This is a genomic window from Paramicrobacterium chengjingii, from assembly GCF_011751765.2.
Lineage (GTDB): Bacteria > Actinomycetota > Actinomycetes > Actinomycetales > Microbacteriaceae > Paramicrobacterium > Paramicrobacterium chengjingii.
Genome location: NZ_CP061169.1, coordinates 1,387,655 through 1,413,379 on the forward strand (window position 1 = coordinate 1,387,655; position 25,725 = coordinate 1,413,379).

The 25,725-nt window shown below is 60.2% G+C and carries 25 protein-coding genes, 1 tRNA gene, 1 other RNA gene and 1 pseudogene; 21 read left to right on the top strand and 7 right to left on the bottom strand.

Annotated features, from left to right (window positions below):
• Nucleotides 1–9: 9 nt before the first annotated feature.
• The 4 genes from HCR76_RS06760 to HCR76_RS06775 are packed head-to-tail and all read left to right on the top strand — an operon-like array spanning nucleotide 10 to nucleotide 1,465.
• Entirely contained in the window at nucleotides 10–183 is a 174-nt protein-coding gene (locus tag HCR76_RS06760; protein WP_166989397.1) for a hypothetical protein, read from the top strand.
• Nucleotides 184–187: 4 nt separating this feature from the next.
• Nucleotides 188–583 carry a TadE family protein gene (locus HCR76_RS06765; protein ID WP_244971508.1) on the top strand — a complete coding sequence of 132 codons (396 nt, stop codon included), beginning with the start codon at nucleotides 188–190 and terminating at the stop codon, nucleotides 581–583.
• Nucleotides 584–587: 4 nt separating this feature from the next.
• Nucleotides 588–1,025: a hypothetical protein gene (locus HCR76_RS06770; RefSeq protein ID WP_166989399.1), complete on the top strand. Its 438-nt coding sequence runs from the start codon at nucleotides 588–590 to the stop codon at nucleotides 1,023–1,025.
• Complete coding sequence (locus HCR76_RS06775; RefSeq protein ID WP_166989400.1) at nucleotides 1,022–1,465, top strand: pilus assembly protein TadG-related protein; 444 nt, start codon at nucleotides 1,022–1,024, stop codon at nucleotides 1,463–1,465. The genes HCR76_RS06770 and HCR76_RS06775 overlap by 4 nt, the downstream gene beginning before the upstream one ends.
• Before the next feature lie 13 nt (nucleotides 1,466–1,478).
• Here HCR76_RS06775 and HCR76_RS06780 read toward each other — a convergent pair whose 3' ends face one another.
• Nucleotides 1,479–2,723 (bottom strand): MFS transporter, encoded by a 1,245-nt coding sequence (locus HCR76_RS06780; RefSeq protein ID WP_166989402.1) that lies wholly within the window; start codon nucleotides 2,721–2,723, stop codon nucleotides 1,479–1,481.
• Between the two features lie 58 nt (nucleotides 2,724–2,781).
• Between HCR76_RS06780 and prfB the strand changes: the two genes are divergently transcribed.
• The 5 genes and pseudogenes from prfB (at nucleotide 2,782) to ssrA (ending at nucleotide 6,881) form a co-directional block, all read left to right on the top strand.
• Complete coding sequence (gene prfB / locus HCR76_RS06785) at nucleotides 2,782–3,891, top strand: peptide chain release factor 2 (protein WP_166989404.1); 1,110 nt, start codon at nucleotides 2,782–2,784, stop codon at nucleotides 3,889–3,891.
• Nucleotides 3,892–3,960: 69 nt separating this feature from the next.
• On the top strand, nucleotides 3,961–4,926 hold the full coding sequence (gene ftsE / locus HCR76_RS06790) for a cell division ATP-binding protein FtsE (RefSeq protein WP_166989406.1): 966 nt from the start codon (nucleotides 3,961–3,963) through the stop codon (nucleotides 4,924–4,926).
• Nucleotides 4,923–5,842: pseudogene (gene ftsX, locus HCR76_RS06795) on the top strand (permease-like cell division protein FtsX). The gene ftsE and the pseudogene ftsX overlap by 4 nt, the downstream one beginning before the upstream one ends.
• A gap of 86 nt (nucleotides 5,843–5,928) precedes the next feature.
• Nucleotides 5,929–6,405: an SsrA-binding protein SmpB gene (smpB, locus tag HCR76_RS06800; protein ID WP_166990323.1), complete on the top strand. Its 477-nt coding sequence runs from the start codon at nucleotides 5,929–5,931 to the stop codon at nucleotides 6,403–6,405.
• A 105-nt stretch (nucleotides 6,406–6,510) separates the two neighbouring features.
• Nucleotides 6,511–6,881, top strand: a transfer-messenger RNA (tmRNA) gene (gene ssrA / locus HCR76_RS06805).
• Nucleotides 6,882–6,951: 70 nt separating this feature from the next.
• Here ssrA and HCR76_RS06810 read toward each other — a convergent pair.
• Entirely contained in the window at nucleotides 6,952–7,758 is an 807-nt protein-coding gene (locus HCR76_RS06810) for an inositol monophosphatase family protein (RefSeq protein WP_166989410.1), read from the bottom strand.
• 102 nt (nucleotides 7,759–7,860) lie between these two features.
• On the opposite strand from HCR76_RS06810, the gene HCR76_RS06815 reads away from it, so the two are divergent.
• Nucleotides 7,861–7,936 (top strand) — tRNA-Lys (locus HCR76_RS06815).
• Nucleotides 7,937–7,997: 61 nt separating this feature from the next.
• Here the strand turns inward: HCR76_RS06815 and aceB are convergent.
• Nucleotides 7,998–9,632 (bottom strand): malate synthase A, encoded by a 1,635-nt coding sequence (aceB, locus tag HCR76_RS06820; RefSeq protein ID WP_166989412.1) that lies wholly within the window; start codon nucleotides 9,630–9,632, stop codon nucleotides 7,998–8,000.
• 19 nt (nucleotides 9,633–9,651) lie between these two features.
• A complete protein-coding gene (aceA, locus tag HCR76_RS06825; protein ID WP_198248159.1) occupies nucleotides 9,652–10,968 on the bottom strand; it encodes an isocitrate lyase in 1,317 nt (438 codons plus the stop codon).
• A gap of 136 nt (nucleotides 10,969–11,104) precedes the next feature.
• Between aceA and HCR76_RS06830 the strand changes: the two genes are divergently transcribed.
• Entirely contained in the window at nucleotides 11,105–12,583 is a 1,479-nt protein-coding gene (locus tag HCR76_RS06830; protein ID WP_166989414.1) for an XRE family transcriptional regulator, read from the top strand.
• 51 nt (nucleotides 12,584–12,634) lie between these two features.
• Nucleotides 12,635–14,005, top strand: coding sequence for a glucose-6-phosphate dehydrogenase (locus HCR76_RS06835; RefSeq protein WP_166989416.1), 1,371 nt, complete (start codon nucleotides 12,635–12,637; stop codon nucleotides 14,003–14,005).
• A gap of 15 nt (nucleotides 14,006–14,020) precedes the next feature.
• Here the strand turns inward: HCR76_RS06835 and HCR76_RS06840 are convergent, their stop codons facing one another.
• A complete protein-coding gene (locus HCR76_RS06840) occupies nucleotides 14,021–14,551 on the bottom strand; it encodes a hypothetical protein (protein WP_166989436.1) in 531 nt (176 codons plus the stop codon).
• A 122-nt stretch (nucleotides 14,552–14,673) separates the two neighbouring features.
• Complete coding sequence (locus HCR76_RS06845) at nucleotides 14,674–14,958, bottom strand: hypothetical protein (protein WP_166989438.1); 285 nt, start codon at nucleotides 14,956–14,958, stop codon at nucleotides 14,674–14,676.
• Between the two features lie 286 nt (nucleotides 14,959–15,244).
• On the opposite strand from HCR76_RS06845, the gene HCR76_RS06850 reads away from it, so the two are divergent.
• Genes HCR76_RS06850 through ilvC form a run of 6 tightly spaced genes read left to right on the top strand, consistent with a single transcriptional unit; the run spans nucleotide 15,245 to nucleotide 22,654 of the window.
• Nucleotides 15,245–16,651 carry an alpha,alpha-trehalose-phosphate synthase (UDP-forming) gene (locus HCR76_RS06850; protein WP_434063581.1) on the top strand — a complete coding sequence of 469 codons (1,407 nt, stop codon included), beginning with the start codon at nucleotides 15,245–15,247 and terminating at the stop codon, nucleotides 16,649–16,651.
• Nucleotides 16,648–17,457: a trehalose-phosphatase gene (gene otsB / locus HCR76_RS06855; RefSeq protein WP_166989440.1), complete on the top strand. Its 810-nt coding sequence runs from the start codon at nucleotides 16,648–16,650 to the stop codon at nucleotides 17,455–17,457. Before HCR76_RS06850 ends, otsB begins: the two co-directional genes overlap by 4 nt.
• Nucleotides 17,458–17,491: 34 nt before the next feature.
• The gene (gene ilvD / locus HCR76_RS06860) at nucleotides 17,492–19,186 is read left to right on the top strand and encodes a dihydroxy-acid dehydratase (RefSeq protein WP_166989442.1); all 1,695 of its coding nucleotides are present in this window, start codon (nucleotides 17,492–17,494) and stop codon (nucleotides 19,184–19,186) included.
• A 42-nt stretch (nucleotides 19,187–19,228) separates the two neighbouring features.
• Nucleotides 19,229–21,046, top strand: a complete 1,818-nt coding sequence (locus tag HCR76_RS06865) for an acetolactate synthase large subunit (RefSeq protein WP_166989444.1) — start codon at nucleotides 19,229–19,231, stop codon at nucleotides 21,044–21,046.
• A gap of 2 nt (nucleotides 21,047–21,048) precedes the next feature.
• The gene (ilvN, locus tag HCR76_RS06870; RefSeq protein WP_166989446.1) at nucleotides 21,049–21,558 is read left to right on the top strand and encodes an acetolactate synthase small subunit; all 510 of its coding nucleotides are present in this window, start codon (nucleotides 21,049–21,051) and stop codon (nucleotides 21,556–21,558) included.
• Nucleotides 21,559–21,583: 25 nt separating this feature from the next.
• Nucleotides 21,584–22,654, top strand: coding sequence for a ketol-acid reductoisomerase (gene ilvC / locus HCR76_RS06875; RefSeq protein ID WP_166990329.1), 1,071 nt, complete (start codon nucleotides 21,584–21,586; stop codon nucleotides 22,652–22,654).
• Nucleotides 22,655–22,729: 75 nt separating this feature from the next.
• Here the strand turns inward: ilvC and HCR76_RS06880 are convergent, their stop codons facing one another.
• The gene (locus HCR76_RS06880; protein ID WP_166989448.1) at nucleotides 22,730–23,107 is read right to left on the bottom strand and encodes a hypothetical protein; all 378 of its coding nucleotides are present in this window, start codon (nucleotides 23,105–23,107) and stop codon (nucleotides 22,730–22,732) included.
• A 108-nt stretch (nucleotides 23,108–23,215) separates the two neighbouring features.
• On the opposite strand from HCR76_RS06880, the gene HCR76_RS06885 reads away from it, so the two are divergent.
• From HCR76_RS06885 to serA, 3 genes are all read left to right on the top strand, one after another.
• Nucleotides 23,216–23,653 (top strand): hypothetical protein, encoded by a 438-nt coding sequence (locus HCR76_RS06885; RefSeq protein ID WP_166989450.1) that lies wholly within the window; start codon nucleotides 23,216–23,218, stop codon nucleotides 23,651–23,653.
• Complete coding sequence (locus HCR76_RS06890) at nucleotides 23,653–23,988, top strand: hypothetical protein (RefSeq protein WP_166989452.1); 336 nt, start codon at nucleotides 23,653–23,655, stop codon at nucleotides 23,986–23,988. Before HCR76_RS06885 ends, HCR76_RS06890 begins: the two co-directional genes overlap by 1 nt.
• 96 nt (nucleotides 23,989–24,084) lie before the next feature.
• Entirely contained in the window at nucleotides 24,085–25,674 is a 1,590-nt protein-coding gene (gene serA, locus HCR76_RS06895; protein WP_166989454.1) for a phosphoglycerate dehydrogenase, read from the top strand.
• Nucleotides 25,675–25,725 lie beyond the last annotated feature (51 nt).

A 25,725-nucleotide genomic window follows, 5' to 3' on the forward strand; every position in this document is an offset into this window, starting at 1 on the left:
AAGGAAATCATGAAAACACTGAGACGACGGATGCTCGACATCGCCGACGAGACCGGAGATGTGCCGGGCTGGGTGCTGATTACATTGATGACGGCGGGCTTGGTGATTCTCATTTGGGGACTGGCTGGTCCGGCTCTGAGCGCGATATTCGAGCAGGCGATCGCGAAAGTCACTGGGATGTGACGGCGTGGGTAGTTTCCAGAGAATCCGTGGAGACGAGGGCTCAGCCGTCGCCGAGTTCTCGCTCGTCGCTGGGCTGCTGACCCTGCTCACCATGAGTGTGATCCAGCTGAGCCTCGGGCTACTGGTGCGCAATACGGTTCTGGATGCGGCAGCTGAGGGTGCTCGAACGGCGGCATTGGCCGATACGTCACTCTCCGATGGCATTGCACATACACGACAGCTCATTACCACGGCCATCGGCTCTGACTATGCACGGCACATTGACGTGAGTTATCAGAACTGGAATGGGCAGCCGTGCACCGTGGTGACCGTGACGACGACGTTACCAATCATCGGGTTGATTGGAATTGAACAGGGCCTGGAGGTGTCTGGGCATGCGGCGCGTGAAACCCTGGACTGAGGGTATGAATGATGATCGGGGATCGGCATCCCTCGAATTCATCACTGCCGGACTCGTTCTACTCGTTCCTCTTGTGTACCTTGTCATCGCCCTCGCTCAGATCCAAGGTGGCTCATTGGCAGTCACTGGCGCGGCGAGACAGGCCGCTCGTGTGTTCGTGCTCGCCGACTCACCGGCCGACGCGCATGAGCGCGTCGAAGCTGCCGTGCGGGTTAGCCTCGCTGACTTTGGAGTGGCCGCAGATGATGCCCACGTCACGGTCACCTGCTCTGCGGGTGCCGGAGCAGAATGCCTCGCTCGCGGCGAAGTCGTGACAGTGACGGTGAATGCGACCGTGCCGCTGCCGTTGGTTCCAGACATCTTGGATGTTCAGTCAGCAGCGAGCGTGCCTGTTCAGGCACGTGCCGTCCAGAAGGTGTCGCGATTTTGGGGTGCGCCGTGAGACCCCCGAACGCGAATGATGAGGAGGGCTCGACCCTCATTCTCACGATCTTCTACGGTGTTTTGGCTCTGCTTTTGATTCTCATTGTGGCGGCCGTGACGTCGCTGTATCTCGAGCGCAAGCAACTGTTCAGCATCGCTGATGCGGCGTCGCTTGTTGGTGCTGAAGCATTCTCCCTTGCCGATGTCAGCGCAGATGACGGTGGCGGGCCGACACTGTCGCTGAGTCCGAGTGACGTCAATTCCGCCGTATCCGATTTTCTCGATGATCCGACGTTCGCCTCCGTGGATGGGTTGATCCTCGAACGAGCCACCAGTGTCGACGGTGTGAGCGCGACAGTCACTGTGTCGCGTTGGTGGCGACCTCCTGTTCTCACGCTGTTCGTGCCGCAGGGCATCAGGGTGGAGGCCACGAGCGTCGCTCGGTCAGTCTTTGAATAGCAGCATCCGTCGTTCACCCACCTCGATGTGGCTTTTCGATATAGCGGGGGAGCCACGTCGCCATCACTCCGACTCCGACAACCGCGAGTCCACCGAGTGTGCCCGCGGCCACCGCGATTGACGCGACGGCTGTGATTCCGGCGATAAGCAGCGGACTCGTTGCCGCGCCGGCATCCGTCACGAATCTCCAGGCGCCGAGGAACGGTGCTGGATTTCGGGTGCCTGCTAGATCAGCGCCCAGAGTCATCAGAATGCCGCTGCTCATTCCATTGGCGATCGCGAGTAGTCCGGCCGCGATGCACATCCAGACGATAGCTTCCGAAGCATCATGAGTCAGTGCAAGCATCGCCAAACCTGCGCCGAGCCCAATCATCGGTGGAAGCGCGCCCCAGAGGCGACCATAGCGATCCATGATGTGCCCGCTCAGATAAAAGAGCGCGAAATCGAGGGCACCAGCCAACCCGATGATCAAGGCGGTGGATGCCTCATCAACGCCGAGGCTCACCGCCCAGAGCGGAATGATCACCGTGCGCGCGGACCGCAATGCGGAGAGGATGGCGGCTCCGGCACCGACGGTTCCGAGCACCCGGCGGTTGCTCGTTATCGTCGAGACGATTCCCATCGGGGCAACAGCGATTTCCTGAGTCGACGTCTCGCGATCGGTTCGCCGTGCGCGCAGCACCTTTTCTGGATCGGGGAGTACGAGAAGCACAATGGCTGCGCTCATGCAGAACACGACCATCGTCCAATACACACCCGCCATTCCACCCGTGAGATGGATGATCGGAGCAGAGAGGAGCGGTCCGATGAAATGCCCGCCGCGAAATACCCCGCCGAGTAGTGAGAGCGATCGCGCTCGATACCTCAGCGGAACGTACGTCGTCATGAATGCATGTCGGGCAAGAGCAAACACGGCTGTCGCGAGACCGAGCACGAACACGCCGATGCCCAGCACTATCGGATTCGGAGCGAGCATGATCACAACTGCAGCGACGAGAGCGACTGCCACGGCCGTGATCATCGCGGTTCTCTCCCCGATGCGACTCACGAGGATGCCGCTGGGGATGTCGCCGATCAGCTCACCGATCTTGAGCATGGCCGCTATGGCGCCAGCAAACGCGATCGTGGCACCGAGGCTCGATGCCGCTGCCGGAATCAGAGGAATGAGGGCGCCTTCGCCAATGCCGAACAGCAGAGTCGGAAGGTACACAGCGGCAGCGACAGTGCGTAGTGAGAACCCACGATCATCGACGGCCATAACGAGCCCAGCCTAATCTCGCGCGACGCTCGCGGCGGCACTGTAGTGTTGTGACACGATGCTAGAGCTCGATTTGAGCGCGGAGATTGCCGCGCTGCGCACAACGTTCGCCGATATTCGAACGGTTCTTGACGTAGATAAACTGACCGCAGATGTTGCAGAGCTGAGTGACAAAGCGGCCGAGCCCGATCTGTGGAACGATCCCGAGCAGGCGCAGCAGGTGACGAGCCGCCTCAGCCACGCACAGGCAGATTTGAAGCGCATAGCGAGCGTTGAACAGCAGATTGACGACCTCGAAGTGCTCATTGAGCTTGCTAACGAGGCAGACGACGAAGACTCAGCTCAGGAAGCCCGCGGTGAGCTCTCCAGTCTGCAGAAGACGATCGCCGACCTCGAGATTCAGACGATGCTGAACGGCGAATACGATGCCCGGCCAGCGGTTGTCACGATCAGGGCCGGCGCTGGAGGTGTCGACGCGGCCGACTTCGCCGACATGCTGCTGCGCATGTATGTGCGGTGGGCTGAACATCACGGCTACGCGGCAAAGGTGCTCGACACCAGCTACGCGGAGGAAGCCGGCATTAAGTCAGCAACATTCGAGGTCGATGCATCGTATGCCTTCGGCAAGCTTTCGATCGAGGCAGGCACCCACCGGCTCGTGCGTATGAGCCCATTCAACTCTGCAGGCAAGAGGCAGACGAGCTTCGCCGCCGTCGAGGTGATTCCCTTGATGGAAGAGGCGAAAGAGGTCGACATTCCCGACACCGACATTCGCATCGACGTGTTTCGATCGTCTGGCCCTGGCGGACAGTCGGTGAACACCACAGACTCGGCCGTGCGCATCACGCACATTCCCACGGGGATTGTCGTCTCGATGCAGAACGAAAAGAGCCAGATTCAGAACCGTGCGGCCGCAATGCGCGTGTTGCAATCGAGACTCCTGCTGATGCAGCGCGAACAGGAAGCCGCGAAGAAGAAGGAACTCGCCGGAAGCATCACAGCGAGCTGGGGAGACCAGATGCGTTCGTACGTGCTGGCACCGTACCAAATGGTCAAGGACCTCAGAACCGAGTATGAGGTGAACAACCCGAGCAGTGTTTTCGATGGCGACCTCGACGGGTTCATCGCGGCAGGTATTCGCTGGCGCTCAATGAAAGTTGCGGAATAGCTGAATCCGTCGTGCCCGGGGCGAGTCGCTCCGCCGGTTGACGTGCTCTCTGCTTAGGCTCGGAGAGTCATGATTCGATTCGACAAAGTCACCAAGAAATACCCCGGCAACCCTCGCCCGGCGCTGAATGGCGTGCAGCTTGAGGTGGAGCGCGGGGAGTTTGTGTTTCTCGTCGGTGCGTCCGGCTCAGGTAAATCGAGCTGCCTGCAGCTGATACTCAAGGAGCAACGACCGTCAAAGGGAACCGTTCACGTACTTGGGCATGACCTCGGATCGATCTCAAACCGCAAAGTTCCGTATTTCCGCCGCAATCTCGGCGTCGTCTTTCAAGATTTTCGACTCCTGACGACGAAGACTGTGTTTCAGAACGTCGCCTTCTCGCTTCAGGTCATCGGCAAGTCGCGAGGGTTCGTGCAAGAAGCCGTTCCTGATGTGCTGAAGCTCGTGGGACTCGACGGCAAGGGCGGCAGGATGCCTCACGAACTCTCGGGGGGAGAGCAGCAGCGAGTCGCCATTGCGCGCGCCGTAGTCAACAAGCCTCAGATTCTTCTGGCGGACGAGCCGACAGGTAACCTCGACCCCGCGACGAGCGCCGGAATCATGCAATTGCTTGAGCGCATCAACGGCAATGGCACGACCGTGGTCATGGCTACTCATGAGGCGGCAATCGTCGACAGGATGCGCCGACGCGTTATCGAGCTCGTTGACGGTCGAATGGTCCGCGACGAGACACGAGGTGGCTACGGGGATACGGCGTCGATCATCGACATCACTCCGCTTCCCGAGCGCGGGGAGCAAGCGGCTATTGCGAAGGTCGAAGCCGAAGAAGCGGCTTCGACCCCTGATACGCACTCTGTTGCTGTGCCCGTGACAGTTGAGTCAGTGCCGGATGCGGAACCCGCGCCGACCGGCGAGTCAGGGGCGCCGAACACACCTGATGACACTTCGGAGCATCTCTCCCTTGCCGAAAGGCTGGGGCTGCGCACAAAGAACGACTCCGGTGACGACGAGCAGAACGTGGGGCCGACTCAATGAGGCTGAACCTGGTCCTCTCCGAGGCGCTCAACGGCCTGCGGCGCAACGCTTCGATGGTGATATCGGTGATTCTCGTCACCTTCATCTCACTGACATTCGTTGGAACTGCTGCGCTCATGCAGATGCAGATCGGCCAGATGAAGAACTACTGGTACGACCGCGCGCAGGTCGCGATCTACATGTGCACCGAGACTGATGCCGCCGTGGACGCCGCGTGTGCTGGTGGTGCTGCCACAGACGAGCAACTCGCCGATGTGAAAGCACAGCTCGAGGACGAGACGCTGTCCAGTACATCCAGGAGTATTACTTCGAAGACCACGAGCAGGCGTACAAGAACTTCTCACAGCAGTTTGAGGGCAACGAGATGACAGAGCTCGTCACCCCTGAACAGTTCAACCAGACGTACTGGGTGAATCTCAAAGACCCATCGCAGTCCGCTGTGCTCATCGAAGCGTTCTCAGATACTCCTGGAGTGGAGTCCGTCACCGACCAGCGTCAGTATCTGGATCAGATTTTCAGCGTTCTCAATATCGCCAGTTACTCCGCCATCGGTATTGCGAGTTTGATGCTTATTGCAGCGGTGCTGCTGATCGCGACGACGATTCGACTATCGGCGTTTTCCCGGCGGAAGGAGATCGGCATCATGCGGCTCGTCGGGGCGTCGAACCGGTTCATTCAAACGCCATTCATTCTCGAGGGCGTTTTCTCGGCGGTCATCGGTTCAGTTCTCGCAGGGGGAGCCGTTGTCGCTCTTGTGCACTTCTTCGTACAGGGCTATCTCGCCCCACGACTTTTGTTCATTGCATTCGTTGACGTGAAGGATTCGCTTCTCGTGGTTCCGCTCTTGGTCGTTATCGGCATCCTGCTTGCGGCGTTGAGCGCCAATTTCGCCATCAAGCGTTACCTCAAGATTTAGGCGCTCGGCTGATACACTGATGGGCTGCCTGCGCGAGATCGCGGGCAGCATCCATGACCGCATCTGAAAGACCCCCGGAGTTCATCGTGCCCAAGGAACGAGGCGAGAAAGTCGTTGCCACAAACCGCAAGGCACGTCATGACTATCTCATTGAAGACACGTACGAGGCCGGTCTCGTTCTCTGGGGCACCGAGGTAAAGGCGCTGCGAGAGGGCCGAGCGTCACTCGTCGACGGCTACGCATACATCGACAACGGTGAAGCATGGCTGGATGCCGTGCACATCCCCGAGTACATTCAGGGCACATGGACGAATCACTCGCCTCGCCGCAAACGAAAGCTGCTATTGCACCGGCAGCAGATCACCCGCATCAGCCACAAAATCGCACCGGGCGGCTACACGCTCGTTCCCTTGAAGATCTACTTCTCCGACGGGCGAGCAAAGGTCGAGATCGCGGTCGCCAAGGGCAAGCGCGAGTTCGATAAACGGCAGGCGCTGCGGGAGAGACAAGACAAGCGTGAGGCCGAGCGGGCAATGGCACAGCGCAATCGCCTCGGCGACTGAGCGTGTTAGACTACAAAGCTGCATCCTGGTGATGCATTGCCGGTGGAAAACCGGATTTGGTAAGTAAACAGCGTGTGATGTTGGTCCGCTCAAAAGAGCGCGCATGGGGATGATCGGTTTCGACACTGCCTGTGAGACTGCGAGAAGCGGGCCGAGGATCTAGGGTTATCTCGTTAACGCTCCCTGGAAACCAATAAGTGCCAACTCAAAGCGCACTGACTTCGCCCTCGCTGCGTAAGCGAGCTCGATAGTCCGTCAGACCGTGGTTGTTCCCGACACGGATCCTGGCGTCATTAAGGGGACTTGCTGCGCGTCGTCGCCTGAGCGGCGTGCGGGACTTTTTTCAGGCTGGGCCCGTCGACTTAGATGCCTGTGGCAAAGGTCGGGGCCGAGCAGAACGCTTGACACAGGCTACGCCCGTAGAAGGCGTGGAATCTCAGCAGTGGACGGGGGTTCAATTCCCCCCATCTCCACCATCGGCCATCATCACACGTTGTCTACTTAAAAAAGGCCGCCCGACGGGCGGCCTTTTTGCTGTGCGCGCGGCTACGAGTGGGAGTGCGCAATCCGTGAGACGACGGCCGCGTGCAACGCGCCGTTCGTCGCTAGCGAGCTGCGCTCGGCAATGCTCGAGCTGCCATCGATGGCGCTGAAGGTTCCCCCGGCTTCGGCGATGATCACGGCGAACGGGGCGATGTCGTACTCTTTCACATCGAACTCTGCGACGACGTCAATGAGCCCTTCGGCGAGGAGACCATATGACCACATGTCGCCGTACGCACGGTCTCTCCAGACCGTGCGTGACAAGTCAATGAGGGAGTCAAGGTAACCGGCTTCATCCCACTGGGCGATGCTTTGAAAGCTCACCGAGGCATCGTCGAGTGAAGCAACCGAGGAGACCCGCAGTCGCCGTGGCTCGCTGCCATTCTCTGCGAGCCATGCGCCCGTTCCTTCGGCTGCCCACCAGCGCTTGCCGAAGGCCGGAGCGCTGGCTACGCCGACGACGGGTTCACCGTCGACCGCGAGGGCGATGAGCGTCGCCCAGTTCGGTACGCCGCGGAGAAAATTCGCTGTCCCATCGATCGGATCGATAATCCACTGTCTACGTGTGCTGCCTTGAGTTCCGAACTCTTCGCCGAGAATTCCATCTTCAGGCCTCTGCGCAGAGAGGATGTCGCGGAGACGTCGTTCAACGGCGAGATCGGCGTCAGTGACGTGCGTGCGATCCGGCTTTGTTGAGATGTCGAGATCGGCAGATCGGAACCTGGCGAGGGAGATTGCATCGGCGGCATCCGCGAGTTCCAGCGCGAGCGACAAGTCATCGGAGAGGGAAGCATTCACGTTCTCAACCATACTGTGCCGTGCATGATTCGTGAGCAGTGCTCGATTGGCGCCGGCGCGCGTTATGGTGCTAATGTTGTCCCTCGGTTCGGGGTTTTTTCTGAACTGCTTTTCGCACCTCTAGCTCAATCGGCAGAGCAACTGACTCTTAATCAGTGGGTTCCGGGTTCAAGTCCCGGGGGGTGCACCACCAACACCGAACTGAGTCCCACAATCACATGCGATTGTGGGACTCAGTTCGTTGTTCTCAGTCACGCAACGGGCACGCGTACCTCGTGCATGACAAGATAGCGGTCATACGCGGGAACAGTGAAGAACGCGGGGAACGTCTCACCCAGCACAATGTCCTTCAGAAGCTCGGCGGCGTCTGCATAGCGATCGCCCACTGTTCGGGGTATCGCCTCAACCGTACTGTCGATGCACCATTCGACGCGTTCGCGCACAACAGGGATGCCGTCGGTCGTGACCGCTCCCTGATTGATCCACTGCCAGAGCTGTGAGCGGGAGATCTCCGCCGTTGCGGCATCCTCCATCATGTCATCGATGGCAGCGGCTCCAACTCCCGACAGCCAGCGCTCAAGATAGCGCAAGGAAACCGAGACATTCTGCGCAATCCCGTGCGTACTCACCTTTCCGTGTGGAATCCTCAGATCGAGCAGGTCTGCAGCTGTGACGGAGACGTGCTCGCGCCTGCGGTGAAGCTGATTCATGTTTCCGTTGAGAGCCGAATCGAACTCAGTGCGCGCAATTTCAACGAGATCGGGGTGTGCGACCCAGGTGCCGTCGAACCCATCTTCAGCTTCGCGGCGCTTGTCTTTTGCCGTTTGCGTGTAGGCGGTCGCGGTCGTTTCGGGGTTCTGCCGATTCGGGACGAACGCACTCATGCCACCGAGGGCATAGGCACCGCGACGATGGCATGTCGTCACCAGCAGCTCCGTGTAGGCCCGCATGAAGCGTGATGTCATTGTCACCTGCCCCCTGTCGGGAAGCAGATAGCAGCGCCCTCTGTTGCGGAAGCTTTTGATGATACTGAAAAGATAATCCCAACGACCGGCGTTGAGTCCGGCGCAATGGTCCCGAAGCTCGAACAGAATCTCTTCCATTTCGAAGGCTGCAGACACGGTTTCGATGAGCACCGTCGCGCGAATCGACCCATAGGGGATTGCGAGAAACTCCTCGCTGAACGCAAAAACTTCATCCCACAAGCGTGCGCCGAGATGACTCTCCAGCTTGGGGAGGTAGAAATACGGCCCCCTCCCGCGAGCAAGAAGCTCGGTTGCATTGTGGAACACGTAGAGCCCGAAGTCGACAAGGGACGCTGACACCGGAGCGGTGATACCCGCACGATTCGTATAGCGGAGGTGCGCCTCGTTCAGGTGCCAGCCTCGTGGACGAAAGACGATCGTCGGGGTGGACTCGCCTAGGCGATACTCCTTTCCCTGCTCGTTGACGAAATCGATGCGACGTCGAATTGCGTCGGCAAGGTTGATCTGACCGCGGATGATATTTCCCCACGTTGGACTCAGAGCATCCTCGTGATCGGCCAGCCACACCTGCGCACCCGAATTGAGAGCATTGACCGTCATCTTCCGGTCCGTCGGCCCGGTGATCTCCACTCGACGATCGTGCAAGCCAGGGCCAGGACCGGCGACCTGCCAGTGATGGTCATCACGAATTGCTCTGGTCTCCTCAAGGAAATCGGGATTGCGGCCCTCGGATATGGTTTGCTGCCGATGTGCATTCGTGCGGAGAACCTCGTGACGGCCCACACCGAATTGGTCGTGTAGGGCCGTGAGGAAGCTCAGCGCCTCCGGAGTGAGGATCTCATCGAACCGTTCGTCGATGGGGGCCAAGACTGTGATTCGGTTTTCGTGTGTGTTCGACATGTCGTGTCCTGCCGTCGTGTCAGCTGAATTGTTCGGATTCGGTTGACCCGGTGAGGGCCAGTGTGGCGCTCGACGGGTTCAGCGCCGCTGACACCCGGTCGAAGTACCCAGTGCCGACTTCAGCCTGATGTTTGGTCGCTGTGTACCCGCGTGATTCTGAAGCGAACTCGGCTTCTTGCAGTTCCACGTACGCTGACATCTGCCGGTCTCGGTAGTCGAGGGCGAGCTCGAACATCCCGTGATTGAGCGAATGAAAGCCAGCGAGCGTGATGAACTGAAACGCATATCCCATCGCCGCGAGTTCGCGCTGAAATCTCGCGATCTCATCGTCGTCGAGGTGACGCTTCCAGTTGAAACTGGGGGAGCAGTTGTAGGCGAGCTTCTGATCGGGGAACTCGGAGTGGATGCTCTCGGCGAACCGTCTCGCAAGTTCAAGGTCGGGTTCGCCTGATTCCACCCACAGCAGGTCGGCGTATGGCGCGTACGCGTGCCCTCGGGCGATCACGGGCTCGATTCCGTTTTGTACCTCGTAAAAGCCGTCAGCTGTGCGCGTCCCGGTGAGAAAGCGTTGGTCCCGCTCGTCGACGTCGCTTGTGAGAAGCGACGCGGCAAGCGCATCCGTTCGAGCAATGATGAGTGACGGAACGTGAGCCACATCGGCGGCGAGGCGCGCCGCATTGAGCGTTCGGACGTGCTGGCTTGTGGGGATGAGAACCTTGCCTCCCATGTGCCCACATTTTTTCTCACTGGCGAGCTGATCTTCCCAATGCACGCCCGCAGCACCGGCCTCGATCATGGAGTGCATCAATTCGTACGCGTTGAGAGGGCCGCCGAAGCCAGCCTCGGCGTCGGCGACGATCGGTGCCTGCCAATCACGCGTCGTCGTGCCGGACTCCGCAAACTCAATCTGCCCTGCACGCAGCAGGGCGTTATTGATTCGACGGACAACCGACGGAACCGAGTTTGCAGGGTAGAGGCTCTGGTCGGGGTAGGTCTGCCCCGAGAGATTTGCATCGGCGGCAACCTGCCATCCCGACAAGTAGATCGACTCGAGCCCCGCACGCACCTGCTGAACAGCCTGATTCCCGGTGAGTGCGCCGAGCGCTGAGACCCAGGCTTCGGGGTTCTCGCCATTGCGTTCGACGAGCTCCCACAGCTTCTCTGACCCACGCTGGGCAAGGGTCGCGTGCTCTCTGACGGGGCCGCGGAGGGCGATGACGTCCTCGGCCGTGTAGTCACGGCGGACGCTCTGCCACCGGGGGTTGATGTCCCATTCCATCTGCAGCTCTTCTGCTGTCTGCGTCTGGTCGCCAGGGCTCTGCCTGTTTTCGATCATCGTTCACTCCTTCGAGTCTGATTTTCCGTCGTGTTCCGAGCTTGATGCGTATGAAGCCAATATTTCTCGGACTATTCGCGAGAAATAACTCAATATTTCTGTTGCATAGAAGACCTATAGCTGTCACGCTATGGAGATGACGTCACTGCAGCCCACGACACACGACGACGAGCAGTTTCTTGACACGCTGACCATCGGGCGTCGGATCAGGCAGCTTCGTCTTGAGCGGGGAATGACCGTTGAATCGTTGGGTAGCCAGATCGGTCGAGCTGCGTCCCAGATCTCGGTCATCGAGAATGGCAAGCGCGAGTTGAAGCTTGTCGAGTTGCAGAAGCTTGCCCGCGCGTTGGGAACGTCTCTTGACGGACTGTTGGAACCCGAGCCGTTGTCGAGACGAGACGAACTCGAGATCTCTCTTGAGCGGGCACAGCGCGGTCCGCTCTACCAGTCGCTCGATCTGCCGCCCCTCGCCATCCGCAAAGGGCTGAGCGATGCCGCAATTGAGACGATTCTTCGTCTGCACGAGGAGCTAGAGCATCTTCACACGCAGCGTGCCGCGACACCGGAAGAGGCCCGCCGTGCAAACACGGAGCTTCGTGCTGAGCAGCGACACAGAGATAACTACTACGAGGACCTCGAACATACTGCAGCAGAGCTTCTGCGGACGATTGGCCACACGGGCGGACCGCTTTCGCAGCGCTCAACCGCTGAACTCTCGTCACATCTCGGGTTTACGCTTCACTATGTCCCTGATCTGCCCATCACGACCAGAAGCATTACCGATCATCACAATCACCGCATATACCTGCCAACGAAGCAGACAGGGACGGACCCTCGTTCGGCGTTGCTTCAGGCGATTGCGTCGTTTGTGCTCGGGCAGCCCGAGCCGCACGACTTCGGTGATCTTCTTCGGCAGCGCGTTGAGACGAACTATCTTGCCGGGGCGCTACTCGTACCTGAGACCAGCGCCGTCGCCTTCCTGACACGTGCGAAGACCGCGCGGGAGCTGTCCGTTGAAGACCTGCGTGACCACTTCGCCGTGGGCTATGAGACGGCAGCGCATCGATTCACCAATCTCGCCACCCGTCATCTTGACGTTCCCGTCCACTTTCTCAAGGTGCATTCGAGTGGGGTCATCTCGAAGGCGTATCAGAACGATGACGTTCAGTTTCCGACAGATCCTTTGGGTTCGGTTGAGGGGCAGCGCGTCTGTCGGTGGTGGAGCGCGCGTCAGGTGTTCGATGTCGAGGACCGCCTCAGCCCGTATCAGCAGTTCACCGATAAGCCCGCGGGAACGTATTGGTGCACGTCGAGCATCCAGTCCTCGGCAAACGGCGATTTTTCCGTAAGCGTCGGCACGCAGTTTGCCCATGTCAAGTGGTTCAGAGGGCGTGACACAAAACGGCGCCTTACTTCCCGTTGTCCTGATCCGACGTGCTGTCGGGAGCCTGGGGTGGAGGCATCGGAGCACTGGAGCGGCCACGCGTGGCCAAGTGCACGGCTCAATTCGTCGTTGCTCGCGGCAATGCCCGACGGATCGACGAGCGGAATCGACAAGGTCGAGGTCTATGAATTCCTCGATCGCCACGCCGGGTCTCACCCTACGCACTCGTAGGAGCACCTGTCTCTGTTGGTGCGCAGGAGGTCGAGGAGTATCGTCGCCACTATGACGAAGCCTACGACTCTCATTCTTCTCGGGGGGAGCGGTGACCTCAGTGCACGGCTGCTGATGCCCGCACTCGGCCAATTGCTGACGGAACGTTCTGATCGACGAGTCACACTCATCGGAGTAGGCAGCGAGAAGATGTCAGACGAGCAATGGAAAGACAGGGTGCGGCAGTCGTTTCAGACGACGGAATCGACCGGAAAGTCTGTCGATTCTCTCGTGAAAGAGACAATGTACGTTGCGGCCGATGTCACTGACCCCGATGCTCTTTCCGAACTTCTCGGCCGGTCGAGCGGTGCGCCAGCAATCTATTTCGCGCTTCCACCCCAGGTCACTGAAAAGGCATGTGTCGCCTTGGAATCCGTCGAGATTCCCCCGGGCACTGTGCTGGCGATGGAGAAGCCGTTCGGCCTCGATGCGGAGTCGGCGAGGCAGCTCAACGAACAGCTTCTTCGGCTTGTCCCGGAAGATCAGATTCATCGCGTCGACCATTTCCTCGGGCGCTCGACGGTGCTCAACCTGTTGGGTCTGCGATTTGCGAATCGAGTGTTTGAGCCGTTGTGGAACCGTGATCACATCGACAGCGTCGCCGTTGTCTACGATGAGCAGCTGGGCCTCGAAGGGCGAGCGGGGTACTACGATCATGCCGGTGCCCTCGTCGACATGATTCAGAGTCATCTGCTCCAGGTGCTGTCGATCTTCGCGATGGAAGCGCCATATTCGACGGATGCTGCCGACCTTCGCGCGGCGAAATCAGCCGTGCTCCGAGCCACTCGCGTTCGTGACAATGACCCCCTCGCGTCGAGTCGCCGAGCTCGGTACACCGAAGGGACGGTGGCGGGTCGGCATTTCCCATCGTATGCCGACGAACCCGATGTGGATCCCGAACGGGGAACGGAGACACTCGCGCAGGTGACGTTTGAGATCGACAACTGGCGTTGGGCTGGTGTTCCGTTCACCTTGCGGTCAGGAAAGGCGATTGGGGAGCGGCGCCGTGAAATTCTCGTGAGGTTCAAACCAGCTCCGCATATTCCGGTCGGTCTGACGGGAAGTTCGGAGCCCGATGTATTGCGAATCTCCCTCGGTCCAGACGAGATGTCTCTGGCGATGAATGTGAACGGCCCCGGAGATCCATGGGAACTCGACAGGACCGAACTCACAGCGACGTTCGGGGAGGGGCAGCTCAAGGCCTACGGCGAAGTACTCGAGAGCATGCTCGACGGCGATCCGTCCCTGTCGGTGAGAGGAGATGCCGCCGAACAGATGTGGCGCATTGTTGATCCGATCATCGAGGCGTGGCGCGCCGACGAGGTTTCCCTCGATGAATACGAGACAGGCTCAAACGGACCAGCAAGCTGGCCGACAATCTGACATGTGATCGCCTGGTCAGGCGCCGCGAACCTCTCGTTCACCCGAATGCGGTGCGAGGATCTTGGGGTCGACATGATCGGGGTCGTGGCGTTGCGGATCTGCCCACGTGGCGATTGTCGTCAATTCGACATTTACCTGGCTGCTTGCCTCGTCATCACGGGGAACAGGTCGGAGCATAGTGCGCAGGTCCCCGTCGCGTGAGGCTGCGTCGGGTACACCTGATTCAGCCTGTTCAGAAGCCGTCTCAGGGGGAGTCTCTGTGACGATGTCGACAGAGCGCTTGTCGGCGTTGACAAACACCTTCGTGATGTCTTTCGCGAGAAGAATTGTGGACATTGATGAGAAGATCGCGTCGTCAGATGCCTTCTCTGGGTCTCTGCGCACAAGCGCCCACGCACCATCAACGCCCATGAACTCCTCGAGTCGCTGATGTACTGCGTCAAACATTCGCTCTTCGTCGAGAACAATCGATTCCGCGCTCGATGGCTCCGGGAGAGCCGCGGGCTCGGTGCGTACCTTACGGCGGCGGCGGCGTAATCCGAACATGATCACTTCTTCCAGGATTGACTCCAAAGGCGATACAAGTCTCACCCATGAATGCCCGTAATTACGCGGGACACGCCGACCTGACACCCCTTCGGGGGGAGGCAAAACCGTGAAGATGCGCCTTAGATGTGCAGCGTGACCTTGCGAGACTTTGCCGCCTTCTTCTCGGCCTTCTTCTCAGCCTTGGAACGGGAGTCATCGTCGGGGTCGTATTCGCCCGCGGCGATCTGTCTCTTCGTCTCGGCATCTTGAGCCACTACCCCGAATGTCAGGGCGACGGAGCTGAGCCAGCCGAGCCACAGAAGGAGCAAGCGCCAGTCACGCCGGCTGTCGCGTGTGGCCTGGAAGAGACTCCAGCCGCTGAAGATCGATCCGAGCACATTGGTGTTGAGGAGGTACTTGCGCATTCGCATCCCTTTCTGCCTCGGTTGCCGCCCTGGCTTTCCACCTCAAGCCTACGGTGCAACGGCGCTTCAATCGACTCTCGTCTGTGCGGCGCGCCCGTGGCGGCCTGGCCCTGCCGTGTGCGCAGCCTTCCTGGAGCGCGCTGATACTCTGGTGAAATAACGGACCGCCTGGGCGGGAGAGGGGCGCATCGTGGCTTCACCATCTCGAAAGTCGGCGGCATTCGATTTTGTCGTCGTGGCTAACAGGCTGCCCGTTGATTCCGTGACAGGTCCCGATGGATCGCAGATGTGGCGACTGTCGCCCGGGGGATTGGTCACCGCTCTCGAGCCCGTGATGCGCGGCGTTGACGGGGCTTGGATCGGCTGGCCGGGCGCAGCAAACTCTGATGTGGAGCCGTTCGAGTATGACGGCATAAAGATGGAGCCCGTTGCGCTGTCTGACCTCGATGTCGAGTATTACTACGAAGGATTCTCAAACGACACACTGTGGCCGTTGTACCACGACGTGATTTCTCAGCCGACGTATCACCGCGAGTGGTGGGACGCCTATCGCGAGGTAAATCAACGTTTTGCCGATCGAGCGATCGCGGTCGCTGCGCCCGGGGCGACCGTATGGGTGCATGACTATCAGCTACAGCTCGTTCCAGGGATGCTGCGTGAAGCGCGACCAGATCTGACGATCGGCTTCTTTAACCACATTCCGTTTCCCGCGTACGGACTCTTTGCCCAACTGCCCTGGCGCAAGCAGATTGTCCGCGGACTTCTCGGGGCTGACGTGATCGGCTTTCAGCGTTCCGCAGACGCCGGAAATTTTTCGCGTGCCGTCCGTCGCATCTTCGGGTTCGAGACGAAGGGAACCAGAATCTGGGTTCCTGAAGACACATCGCAGGACGAGGTGGCTGGATCACCGCCCTCACGTCGGGGACTGCCGGTGCGACGCGTGGTTGCTCGGCACTTTCCAATCTCGATCGACTCCGCCTCATACGCGCGCCTGGCCGAAGACCCCGCCGTCATCGCGCGGTCGCAGCAAATTCGCAAGGACCTTGGAAACCCAAAGACGATCATGCTCGGTGTCGACCGACTCGACTACACGAAAGGCATCAGGCATCGCCTGAAGGCCTATGGCGAGCTGCTCCGAGAGGGGCGCATCGACGTGGAGTCGACAACGCTCATTCAGGTGGCCAGCCCGAGCCGTGAGCGCGTCGACGCATACATCGCCCTGCGCGATCAGATCGAGGGCACCGTCGGGCGCATCAATGGTGATTACGGAACAATCGGCCACTCTGCCGTCGTCTACATGCATCACGGGTATCCGCGCGAAGAGATGGTGGCCCTTTACCTCGCGTCTGACGTCATGCTCGTGACATCGCTGCGTGACGGAATGAATCTGGTCGCGAAGGAATATGTGGCCGTGCGCGCAGATAACGACGGCATTCTCATTCTGAGTGAGTTCACCGGTGCCGCCGACGATTTAAAGCAGGCTTTGCTGATCAACCCGCACGATATCGACGGAGTGAAAGACACAATGATCAGCGCCATCGAAATGTCGACGGCGGAGCGCAGACGGCGCATGCGTGCCTTGCGCAGACGCGTGCTTGAGAACGATGTGGCGAAATGGTCCGCTGCGTTTCTCGATGAACTTCAGCACAACTCAACCGCTAGGAGCGGAGTGGCGAACGGAGGCGCATCATGACTCAGCAGGCACACGTTTTCGATGGGGTTCCCGGCCCTCTACTCGAGGCACTACGGTCTCTCGCGAGAACGGCTCAACTCACTGTCGCGCTCGATTTCGACGGAGTGCTCGCCCCGCTGGTCGATCGTCCGAATGACGCACGGAGCGATCCGAGAAGCCTTCAAGCGATCTCAGATCTCGTTCTGCTGTCTGGCACAACAGTTGCGCTGGTCTCCGGGCGCTCGCTTGAGAGTCTGCGGGCAGTCAGCGGCTCACCAGATGGCGTTCTTCTCATCGGTTCGCACGGTGCCGAGTACGACCTCGGCGAGGGGCGCGCCGGCATCGCGCTGACCGCGGAGGAGAAGCGCGCTCTCACAGAGTTGGAGCGCGCGATCACGAGTGTCGCATCGCGGCATCCGGAATCTCGCGTCGAGAGCAAGCCCGCGGGTATCGCGTTGCATACGCGAGGCATGGATCCGGATGCTGCAAGCGCGACGCAGCGCGACGCGTCTCACACGGTTGGCGCATCAGTGCTGGGTGTCACCCAGCGTGCGGGCAAAGACGTTGTGGAGTTCTCTGTGGTCACGGCGACAAAGGGTGAGGCGATGCAACGACTGAGGTTGCACACGACGGCGACGGCGATGCTCTATGCCGGCGATGACGTCACAGACGAGGATGCTTTCGCGGCTCTCGAACCGGGAGACGTCTCTGTCAAGGTAGGTGCTGGCGCCACCGCGGCGCTGCATCGGCTGCACGGCACGGCGGAGGTCGCGCAGATGCTTCGTGTGCTGGCCTCGGATCGCCGCAATCATCTGCTGGGTGCATAACGCACCGGTTTGACGCACGGCATAGACTCGAGACATGTCTGAGATCGACCTGAAACCACGCAGCAGAGTCGTCACGGACGGCATCGAAGCGACAACGAGTCGGGGTATGCTTCGCGCCGTCGGAATGGGTGACGAAGACTGGGATAAACCCCAGATCGGCATAGCGTCGTCGTGGAATGAAATCACGCCGTGCAACCTGTCACTCGACCGCCTCGCGCAGGGCGCGAAAGAAGGCGTGCATTCCGGCGGAGGGTATCCGCTGCAATTCGGTACGATCTCCGTCTCTGACGGCATCTCCATGGGGCACGAGGGAATGCACTTCTCGCTCGTCTCCCGCGAGGTCATCGCTGACTCGGTCGAGACCGTGGTCATGGCCGAACGCCTCGACGGCACAGTTCTTCTTGCCGGGTGCGATAAATCATTGCCCGGGATGCTGATGTCCGCCGCCCGTCTGGATCTCGCTTCGGTGTTTCTCTACGCGGGGTCGATCGCTCCGGGCTGGGTCAAGCTCTCGGACGGCACAGAGAAGGACGTCACGATCATTGACTCCTTCGAGGGCGTCGGCGCCTGCAAAGCGGGAGCGATGAGCGAGGAAGACCTCAAGCGCATCGAGTGCGCGATCGCACCGGGCGAGGGTGCCTGCGGCGGCATGTACACAGCGAACACGATGGCGTCCGTTGCCGAGGCACTGGGTATGAGCCTTCCCGGCTCGGCAGCTCCGCCCTCGGCCGATCGCCGCCGCGACTATTTCGCGCATCGATCGGGCGAAGCTGTCGTGAACATGTTGCGTCTGGGCATCACAGCCCGCGACATTCTGACAAAGGAAGCGTTCGAGAACGCGATCGCCGTGGCCATGGCATTCGGCGGTTCGACAAACGTGATCCTGCATCTGCTCGCGATCGCGCACGAAGCAGAGGTGGATCTGACCATCGATGACTTCAACCGCATCGGCGACACCGTTCCGCACATCGGCGATCTCAAGCCGTTCGGCAAATACGTCATGAACGATGTCGACAGGCACGGGGGAGTGCCCGTTGTCATGAAGGCTCTGCTTGATGCGGGTCTTATCCACGGCGAGTGCCTGACCGTCACGGGCAAGACCGTCGCGGAGAACCTCGCAGAGATCAACCCTGAGCCGCTCGATGGCGAAGTACTTCACACCCTCGACAACCCGATCCACCCGACCGGCGGCATCACGGTGCTCAAGGGCACCATGGCGCCCGGTGGTGCCGTGGTAAAAACAGCGGGGTTCGACTTCGAGATTTTCGAAGGCCCTGCTCGCGTGTTCGAGAGGGAACGCGCGGCGATGGATGCTCTGACCGAGGGGAAGATCTCCGCTGGAGACGTCATTATCATTCGATACGAAGGTCCCAAGGGTGGCCCGGGAATGCGAGAGATGCTCGCCATTACCGGTGCCATCAAGGGCGCGGGGCTGGGTAAAGATGTATTACTATTAACTGACGGTCGATTCTCAGGCGGCACAACCGGACTGTGTATCGGCCACATAGCTCCCGAAGCGGTGGACGCAGGTCCGATCGCATTCGTGCGCGATGGTGATCTGATACGGGTCGATATCGCAGCTCGCTCTCTTGACCTACTGGTCGACGATGCAGAGCTTGCGGCCCGCCGTGACGGCTGGGCACCGCTTCCTCCCCGCTACACCCGCGGCGTTCTCGCAAAATACTCCAAACTCGTGCGCTCTGCTTCAGAGGGCGCCGTCACGGGGTAGATACCACTTTTCTGCCGACGATCATCAAGGACACTCATCTCTATGTCACGTGACCCGCAACCGACTCCGCCAACACCCACCCCATCACCCTCCCCGTCGCTCGCCTCGCACGTCGAGGAGCTCTCGGGCGCAGAGGCTGTCGTCCGCACGCTTGAACTCCTTGGCGTCGACGACATCTTCGGGCTGCCCGGGGGCGCGATTCTTCCCGTCTACGATCCCCTCATGGACTCGAAGAAGCTTCGGCACATTCTTGTGCGCCACGAGCAGGGCGCCGGACACGCCGCGCAGGGATACGCGTCGGCCAGCGGACGAGTCGGAGTGTGCATCGCAACATCCGGGCCCGGTGCTACGAACCTCGTGACGGCGATTGCTGACGCACACATGGACTCGGTGCCCATGCTCGCGATCACGGGCCAGGTGTTTTCGACGCTCATGGGAACCGATGCATTCCAAGAGGCAGACATTGTGGGCATCACCATGCCGATCACAAAGCACTCGTTCCTTGTGAGAAAGGCAGCCGACGTTCCGGCAGCAATCGCGTCGGCGTACCACATCGCCTCGACAGGTCGCCCAGGGCCGGTGCTTGTCGATATCACAAAGGATGCTCAGCAGGAGCTTGCGCCCTTCTCGTGGCCGCCGAAGATCGACCTCCCCGGCTACCGCCCGGTGACAAAAGCACACGGCAAGCAGATTCATGCGGCTGCGCAGATGCTCGCTCAGGCGAAGAAACCGGTGTTCTACGTCGGTGGCGGCGTTGTGCGTGCCGAAGCGTCAGAAGAGCTGCGCACTCTTGTTGAAACGACGGGAGCCCCCGTCGTCACTACTCTCATGGCACGCGGTGCGTTCCCCGACTCGCATGAACAGAACCTCGGGATGCCGGGCATGCATGGCACGGTCCCAGCTGTGCTTGCCCTGCAGGACTCCGACCTGATCGTGTCGCTCGGCGCCCGCTTCGACGATCGCGTCACGGGAAAGACCTCCGAATTCGCGCCGAACGCCAAGATTGTTCACGTTGACGTCGACCCCGCCGAGATCTCCAAGATCCGCACGGCCGACGTTCCCATCGTCGGCGATGCCAAGGACGTCATCGTCGATCTGACTTCGGCCTTCACTCAGGCTAAGGGTGCAGACGAGCCTGACTACGCGGAGTGGTGGCGTTATCTTGACGGGCTTCGCGAGCAGTTCCCGCTGGGCTATGCAGACACAACCGATGGACTACTGTCACCGCAGAAGGTCATCCAGCGCATCGGCGAACTGACCGGACCAGAGGGAATCTACGCTGCAGGGGTCGGCCAGCACCAGATGTGGGCGGCGCAGTTCATCAAGTACGAGCGACCCAACGCCTGGCTCAACTCCGGTGGCGCCGGCACGATGGGTTACTCCGTGCCCGCGGCCATGGGCGCGAAGGTAGCCGAACCCGATAGACCGGTGTGGTCGATTGATGGTGATGGGTGCTTCCAGATGACCAATCAGGAGCTTGCCACCTGCACCATCAATAAGATTCCCATCAAGGTGGCGATTATCAACAACTCGTCGCTTGGCATGGTCAAACAATGGCAGACGCTGTTCTATGACGGACGCCACTCGAACACCGAGCTCGACACGGGCCACGACTCGGTGCATGTTCCCGACTTCGTCAAACTCGCAGACGCATACGGATGCCTCGGCATACGCGTCACGAAAGACGATGAGATCGACGACGCCATCAAGCTCGCGCTCGAGACAAACGACAGGCCTGTCGTCATCGACTTCGTGGTGAGCAAAGACGCCATGGTCTGGCCCATGGTGCCCCAGGGCGTCAGCAACAGCTATGTGCAGTATGCCCGCGAGCACAGCCCCGAATTCGATGAGGAGGTCTGACGATGACCGAACACGTTCTGAGTCTTCTTGTCGAAGACAAGCCCGGACTGCTCACGCGAGTCGCCGGACTCTTCGCCCGCCGCGGGTTCAACATCGAGTCGCTTGCGGTCGGTGCCAGCGAGGTCAGCGGCCTCTCACGCATCACCGTGGTTGTCGACGTTGACACGCAGCCGCTCGAACAGGTGACCAAGCAGCTGAACAAACTCGTCAACGTGATCAAGATCGTTGAGCTCGAACCAGCGCAGTCAGTGTTGAGAGAGCACATGCTGATCAAGGTGAAGGTCGACAATGTCACTCGCTCTCAGGTGCTCGAGGCTGTCAACCTCTTCCGTGCTCGCGTCGTCGACGTGGCAACGGATGCCGTTGTCATTGAGGTAACGGGCGATTCGGGCAAGACGCGCGCACTTCTCAGAGTGTTGGAGCCGTTCGGCATCAAGGAACTCGCTCAGTCAGGGCTGCTCGCAATCGGGCGTGGTCCGAAGTCGATTACGGAACGCGTTTTCAAGAACTGACAACTGGCGGTCGCTGTATCGCAGCATCCGTCGACATCTATTTCGAACAAGAAGGAGAACTCACACTGTGACTGAGATTGTCTATGACCAGGACGCCGATCTGTCGATCATCCAGGGTAAGAAGGTCGCCGTCGTCGGCTACGGCTCGCAGGGCCATGCGCACGCGCTGAATCTGCGCGACTCGGGTGTCGAGGTCGTCATTGGCCTCAAGGAGGGCTCGAAGTCGATTGCAAAAGCTGAGGAGCAGGGCTTTACGGTGAAGACCGTCGCCGAGGCCTCTGCATGGGCCGATGTGATCGTCATTCTCGCGCCCGACCAGTACCAGCGCACCATCTACGCTGACTCGATCAAGGAGCAGCTGAGCGACGGAAAGGTTCTTGTCTTCGGGCACGGTTTCAACATTCGCTTCGGCTACATCGAGGCACCCGAGGGCGTCGACGTCATCATGGTTGCCCCGAAGGGACCGGGTCACACCGTCCGCCGCGAGTTCGAGGCAGGTCGCGGAGTTCCCGTGATCGTCGCTGTCGAGAAGGATGCCTCGGGCAGCGCCTGGGACCGTGCATGGTCGTATGCGAAAGGCATTGGCGGGTTGCGCGCCGGCGGCATCAAGACAACGTTCACCGAAGAGACCGAGACCGATCTGTTTGGCGAGCAGGCTGTGCTCTGCGGTGGCACATCGCAGCTTGTTCAGTACGGCTTCGAGACGCTCATCGAAGCGGGATACCAGCCGCAGATCGCGTACTTTGAGGTGTTGCACGAGCTCAAGCTCATCGTTGACCTCATGTGGGAGGGTGGTATCGCCAAGCAGCGGTGGAGCATCTCCGACACCGCAGAGTACGGCGACTACGTTTCGGGTCCGCGCGTCATCGACCCGAGTGTCAAGGAGAACATGAAGGCCGTTCTCTCTGACATTCAGGACGGCTCATTCGCCAAGCGCTTCATCGATGACCAGGACAACGGTCAGAAGGAGTTCCTCGAGCTGCGTAAGAAGGGCGAGGACCACCCGATCGAGACGACGGGTCGGGAACTGCGCAAGCTCTTCGCGTGGAATTCGTCGAGTGACGACGACTACACAGACGGTTCCGTGGCTCGATAGTCACGCCCGATAAATGATGGGCTCCGATGCGACTGCATCGGAGCCCATCATCGTCTCGGAGCTGACAACGAGACATCAATCCTGGCGGCTCGAACTGACGAGAATTCCACGCTGTGTGAGCAGCTCACCCACTGCTTGGTCGACCTCGGTGAACACGTTGTTCGCGCGCGATACTCCGATAACGCCGCCCATCGCACCCGACCCGGTCTCACGCATCAGTCGGGCAAGGAGCTGGCCATTGTGGTCGTAGAAGTACAGTCCGTAGGTGAAGCGCTGGTTCTTGCCCGCGAGTGCACCCAGGAACATGGTGGCCTTCTTGCTTCCCCGTGCAACGTTCCACCGTCCGCTCGGCTCGACTTCTACGTCGAACCCCTGAGACGCAAGGGCTTCGCGAATCACTGCCTTCGCACTCTCCGGATCTCCGGAAATGATGTAGTCGATCGTCATAGCCACGAGGGCGTCCTTTCGTCGGGCGGTTGCGATCGACATCGTAGCGGTCACTGACACATGGCGTACAGGGGCAGTTCTGCCCGTCGGTCGCGACGCAGGTACGCTTGAGGCATGAGCCGTGACCGCGATGATGACCCGCTGAGCTGGGCTGGTGACGACGATCCGACGTTGCAGACTCACGCGTCCGGCGAGCCAGTGACGAAGAAGTCTGCTCAAAATCGCACGCAGCGCAGCGCACCGGCATCAGCGGCAGAACCAGCGCAACAACCCGGTTCAGCAATGCTGGTCGTGCTCGGCGTCCTCGGCGGCGTCTACCTCTTGTACACCGTGGGGTGGGCGCTTAACATCGGTCGCGACACATACGCTGTTGCCTCTCCCATCGACCAGATTATGTACACGGTCGGCCTCTGGCTGGCCGCCGCGGCTGCACCTCTCTGGTTCGCGGTCGCCTTGTGGTTCACGCGGGGGCACACAAAATCCCGTATCCTCTGGCTCGTTCTCGGTGCCGTTGTGCTGATCCCCTGGCCATTCGTGATCGGAGGGCTGTGATGACGCAAGCAACGCCTGCTCGCGAACGTTACCGACAGTGGCCGGCGCTCGCCCTCGGCATCCTCTTCGGTCTGTTCTATGCCTATGACCTGTGGGAAGCGGTGGGCAATGTGCTCACCCTTGCCGGCGTTGCCGCCCAACTCGGAATCACGCTGAGTGCGGCGGCCTGGGTCGTGCTGATCGTCAGCATCCTGATGCCCATCGGCATTTTCATCACAGCGCTCGTTCTCGGTCGCTCGCGCGGGTACTTGATTCAAGCTCTATTCTACGTATGCGGGCTCGCCGTCTCTGCGGCCACATATCTGAGCCTTGTTTCCGTAATCAGCTTCGCATAACGTCACAAGAATTTTGCGTCCACTAAACTGTGACGCATCTTCGTCTCACCGTCGCGGCGTTGAACACTCATCCGCCGAACCCGTAAGGATATGCCTGTGTCACAACCGGTCGTGCTGATCGCCGAAGAACTCTCACCCGCCACCGTCGACGCCCTCGGGCCGGACTTTGATGTCAGAAAGGTAGATGGCACCGATCGAGAAGCGCTGTTCTCGGCGCTGAACGTCGCCGACGCTGTGCTCATCCGGTCCGCGACAAAGTTGGATGCCGAGGCAATCTCGCATGCACCGAACTTGAAAGTCATCGCGCGCGCTGGCGTCGGACTCGACAACGTCGACATCAAGGCGGCGACGACCGCGGGCGTTATGGTCGTCAATGCACCGACATCCAACATCATCTCCGCAGCCGAGCTCACGGTCGGGCACGTGCTCAGCCTGGCCCGTCACATTCCGGCGGCGAACCAGTCACTGTCGAGCGGTGCGTGGAAGCGCTCGTCGTACACCGGGGTCGAGCTGTATGAGAAGACCGTCGGCATTATCGGGCTTGGTCGCATCGGTGCACTCATCACGGCACGGCTGCAGTCGTTCGGAGTCTCAGTCATCGCGTACGACCCCTACGTCACCAGCGCCCGCGCTCAGCAGCTTGGCGTTCAGCTCGTCACGCTCGACGAACTGCTCGAGGCTTCGGACTTCGTGACAATTCACATGCCGAAGACGCCCGAGACCACAGGAATGATCAGCACGGAGCAGCTCGCAAAGATGAAGCCGAGCGCATTCATCGTCAACGTGGCACGCGGTGGTCTCATTGATGAAGATGCTCTCTACGAGGCTCTGTCGGCCGGCACGATCGCGGGTGCAGCAATCGACGTCTTCGTGTCGGAGCCGCCGACCGAGTCGAAACTTCTGACTCTCGACAACATCGTCGTCACCCCGCACTTGGGCGCCTCGACCGGCGAGGCACAGGAGAAGGCGGGAGTTTCGGTAGCGAAGTCTGTGCGTCTCGCCTTGGGAGGCGAGCTCGTACCCGATGCGGTCAACGTCGCTGGCGGGGTTATCGATCCGTATGTTCGCCCGGGTATACCGCTTGTGGAGAAGCTCGGCCAGGTGTTCTCTGGACTCATCCACTCGCCGCTCACGAGCGTCGACATCGAGGTGCACGGGGAACTCAACGATTACGACGTCAGCGTATACAAGCTCGCGGCGCTCAAAGGCATTTTCTCAAACGTCGTGAGCGAAAGCGTTTCGTATGTCAATGCTCCCCTCTTGGCGGAGCAGCGTGGCATTGAGGTGCGCCAGATTACGGATGCTGTCAGCGAGGAATACCGCAACATCATCACGATCCGCGGTGCGCTGAGCGATGGCTCGCAAATCTCTGTGTCGGGAACGCTGACCGGGACCAAGCAGGCGGAGAAGATCGTCGGCATTAACGGCTATGACGTTGAAGTGCCGATCGAGAAGCACCATGTTGTGCTTCTGTACACAGACCGTCCGGGGATCGTTGCCGTCTATGGTCAGCAGTTCGGCGAGGCCGGCGTGAACATCGCGAATATGCAGATTGCGCGGCATGAAGCCGGTGGTGAGGCCCTCAGCGTGCTCACGATCGATTCACCCGCTCCCGACGGTGTGCTCGATCAGATCGCCGAGGCAACGCAGGCGAGGTTTGTCCGCGAGATCGACATCACTGAGTAGCTGCGCATCGTCGAACAGCACACAGGCGGCCGACCCTTACCGGGCCGGCCG

Coding starts and splice junctions, on each gene's coding strand:
- aceB (WP_166989412.1), bottom strand. CDS start 9,632: ATGTCGAACACACACGAAAACCGAATCACAGTCTTGGCCCCCATCGAC.
- ilvD (WP_166989442.1), top strand. CDS start 17,492: ATGTCTGAGATCGACCTGAAACCACGCAGCAGAGTCGTCACGGACGGC.
- HCR76_RS06830 (WP_166989414.1), top strand. CDS start 11,105: ATGACGTCACTGCAGCCCACGACACACGACGACGAGCAGTTTCTTGAC.
- aceA (WP_198248159.1), bottom strand. CDS start 10,968: ATGATCGAAAACAGGCAGAGCCCTGGCGACCAGACGCAGACAGCAGAA.
- HCR76_RS06850 (WP_434063581.1), top strand. CDS start 15,245: ATGTGGCGACTGTCGCCCGGGGGATTGGTCACCGCTCTCGAGCCCGTG.
- HCR76_RS06845 (WP_166989438.1), bottom strand. CDS start 14,958: ATGCGCAAGTACCTCCTCAACACCAATGTGCTCGGATCGATCTTCAGC.
- HCR76_RS06760 (WP_166989397.1), top strand. CDS start 10: ATGAAAACACTGAGACGACGGATGCTCGACATCGCCGACGAGACCGGA.
- HCR76_RS06865 (WP_166989444.1), top strand. CDS start 19,229: ATGTCACGTGACCCGCAACCGACTCCGCCAACACCCACCCCATCACCC.
- HCR76_RS06780 (WP_166989402.1), bottom strand. CDS start 2,723: ATGGCCGTCGATGATCGTGGGTTCTCACTACGCACTGTCGCTGCCGCT.
- HCR76_RS06835 (WP_166989416.1), top strand. CDS start 12,635: ATGACGAAGCCTACGACTCTCATTCTTCTCGGGGGGAGCGGTGACCTC.
- HCR76_RS06890 (WP_166989452.1), top strand. CDS start 23,653: ATGACGCAAGCAACGCCTGCTCGCGAACGTTACCGACAGTGGCCGGCG.
- HCR76_RS06770 (WP_166989399.1), top strand. CDS start 588: ATGAATGATGATCGGGGATCGGCATCCCTCGAATTCATCACTGCCGGA.
- ftsE (WP_166989406.1), top strand. CDS start 3,961: ATGATTCGATTCGACAAAGTCACCAAGAAATACCCCGGCAACCCTCGC.
- HCR76_RS06840 (WP_166989436.1), bottom strand. CDS start 14,551: ATGTTCGGATTACGCCGCCGCCGCCGTAAGGTACGCACCGAGCCCGCG.
- HCR76_RS06810 (WP_166989410.1), bottom strand. CDS start 7,758: ATGGTTGAGAACGTGAATGCTTCCCTCTCCGATGACTTGTCGCTCGCG.
- otsB (WP_166989440.1), top strand. CDS start 16,648: ATGACTCAGCAGGCACACGTTTTCGATGGGGTTCCCGGCCCTCTACTC.
- ilvN (WP_166989446.1), top strand. CDS start 21,049: ATGACCGAACACGTTCTGAGTCTTCTTGTCGAAGACAAGCCCGGACTG.
- HCR76_RS06885 (WP_166989450.1), top strand. CDS start 23,216: ATGAGCCGTGACCGCGATGATGACCCGCTGAGCTGGGCTGGTGACGAC.
- prfB (WP_166989404.1), top strand. CDS start 2,782: ATGCTAGAGCTCGATTTGAGCGCGGAGATTGCCGCGCTGCGCACAACG.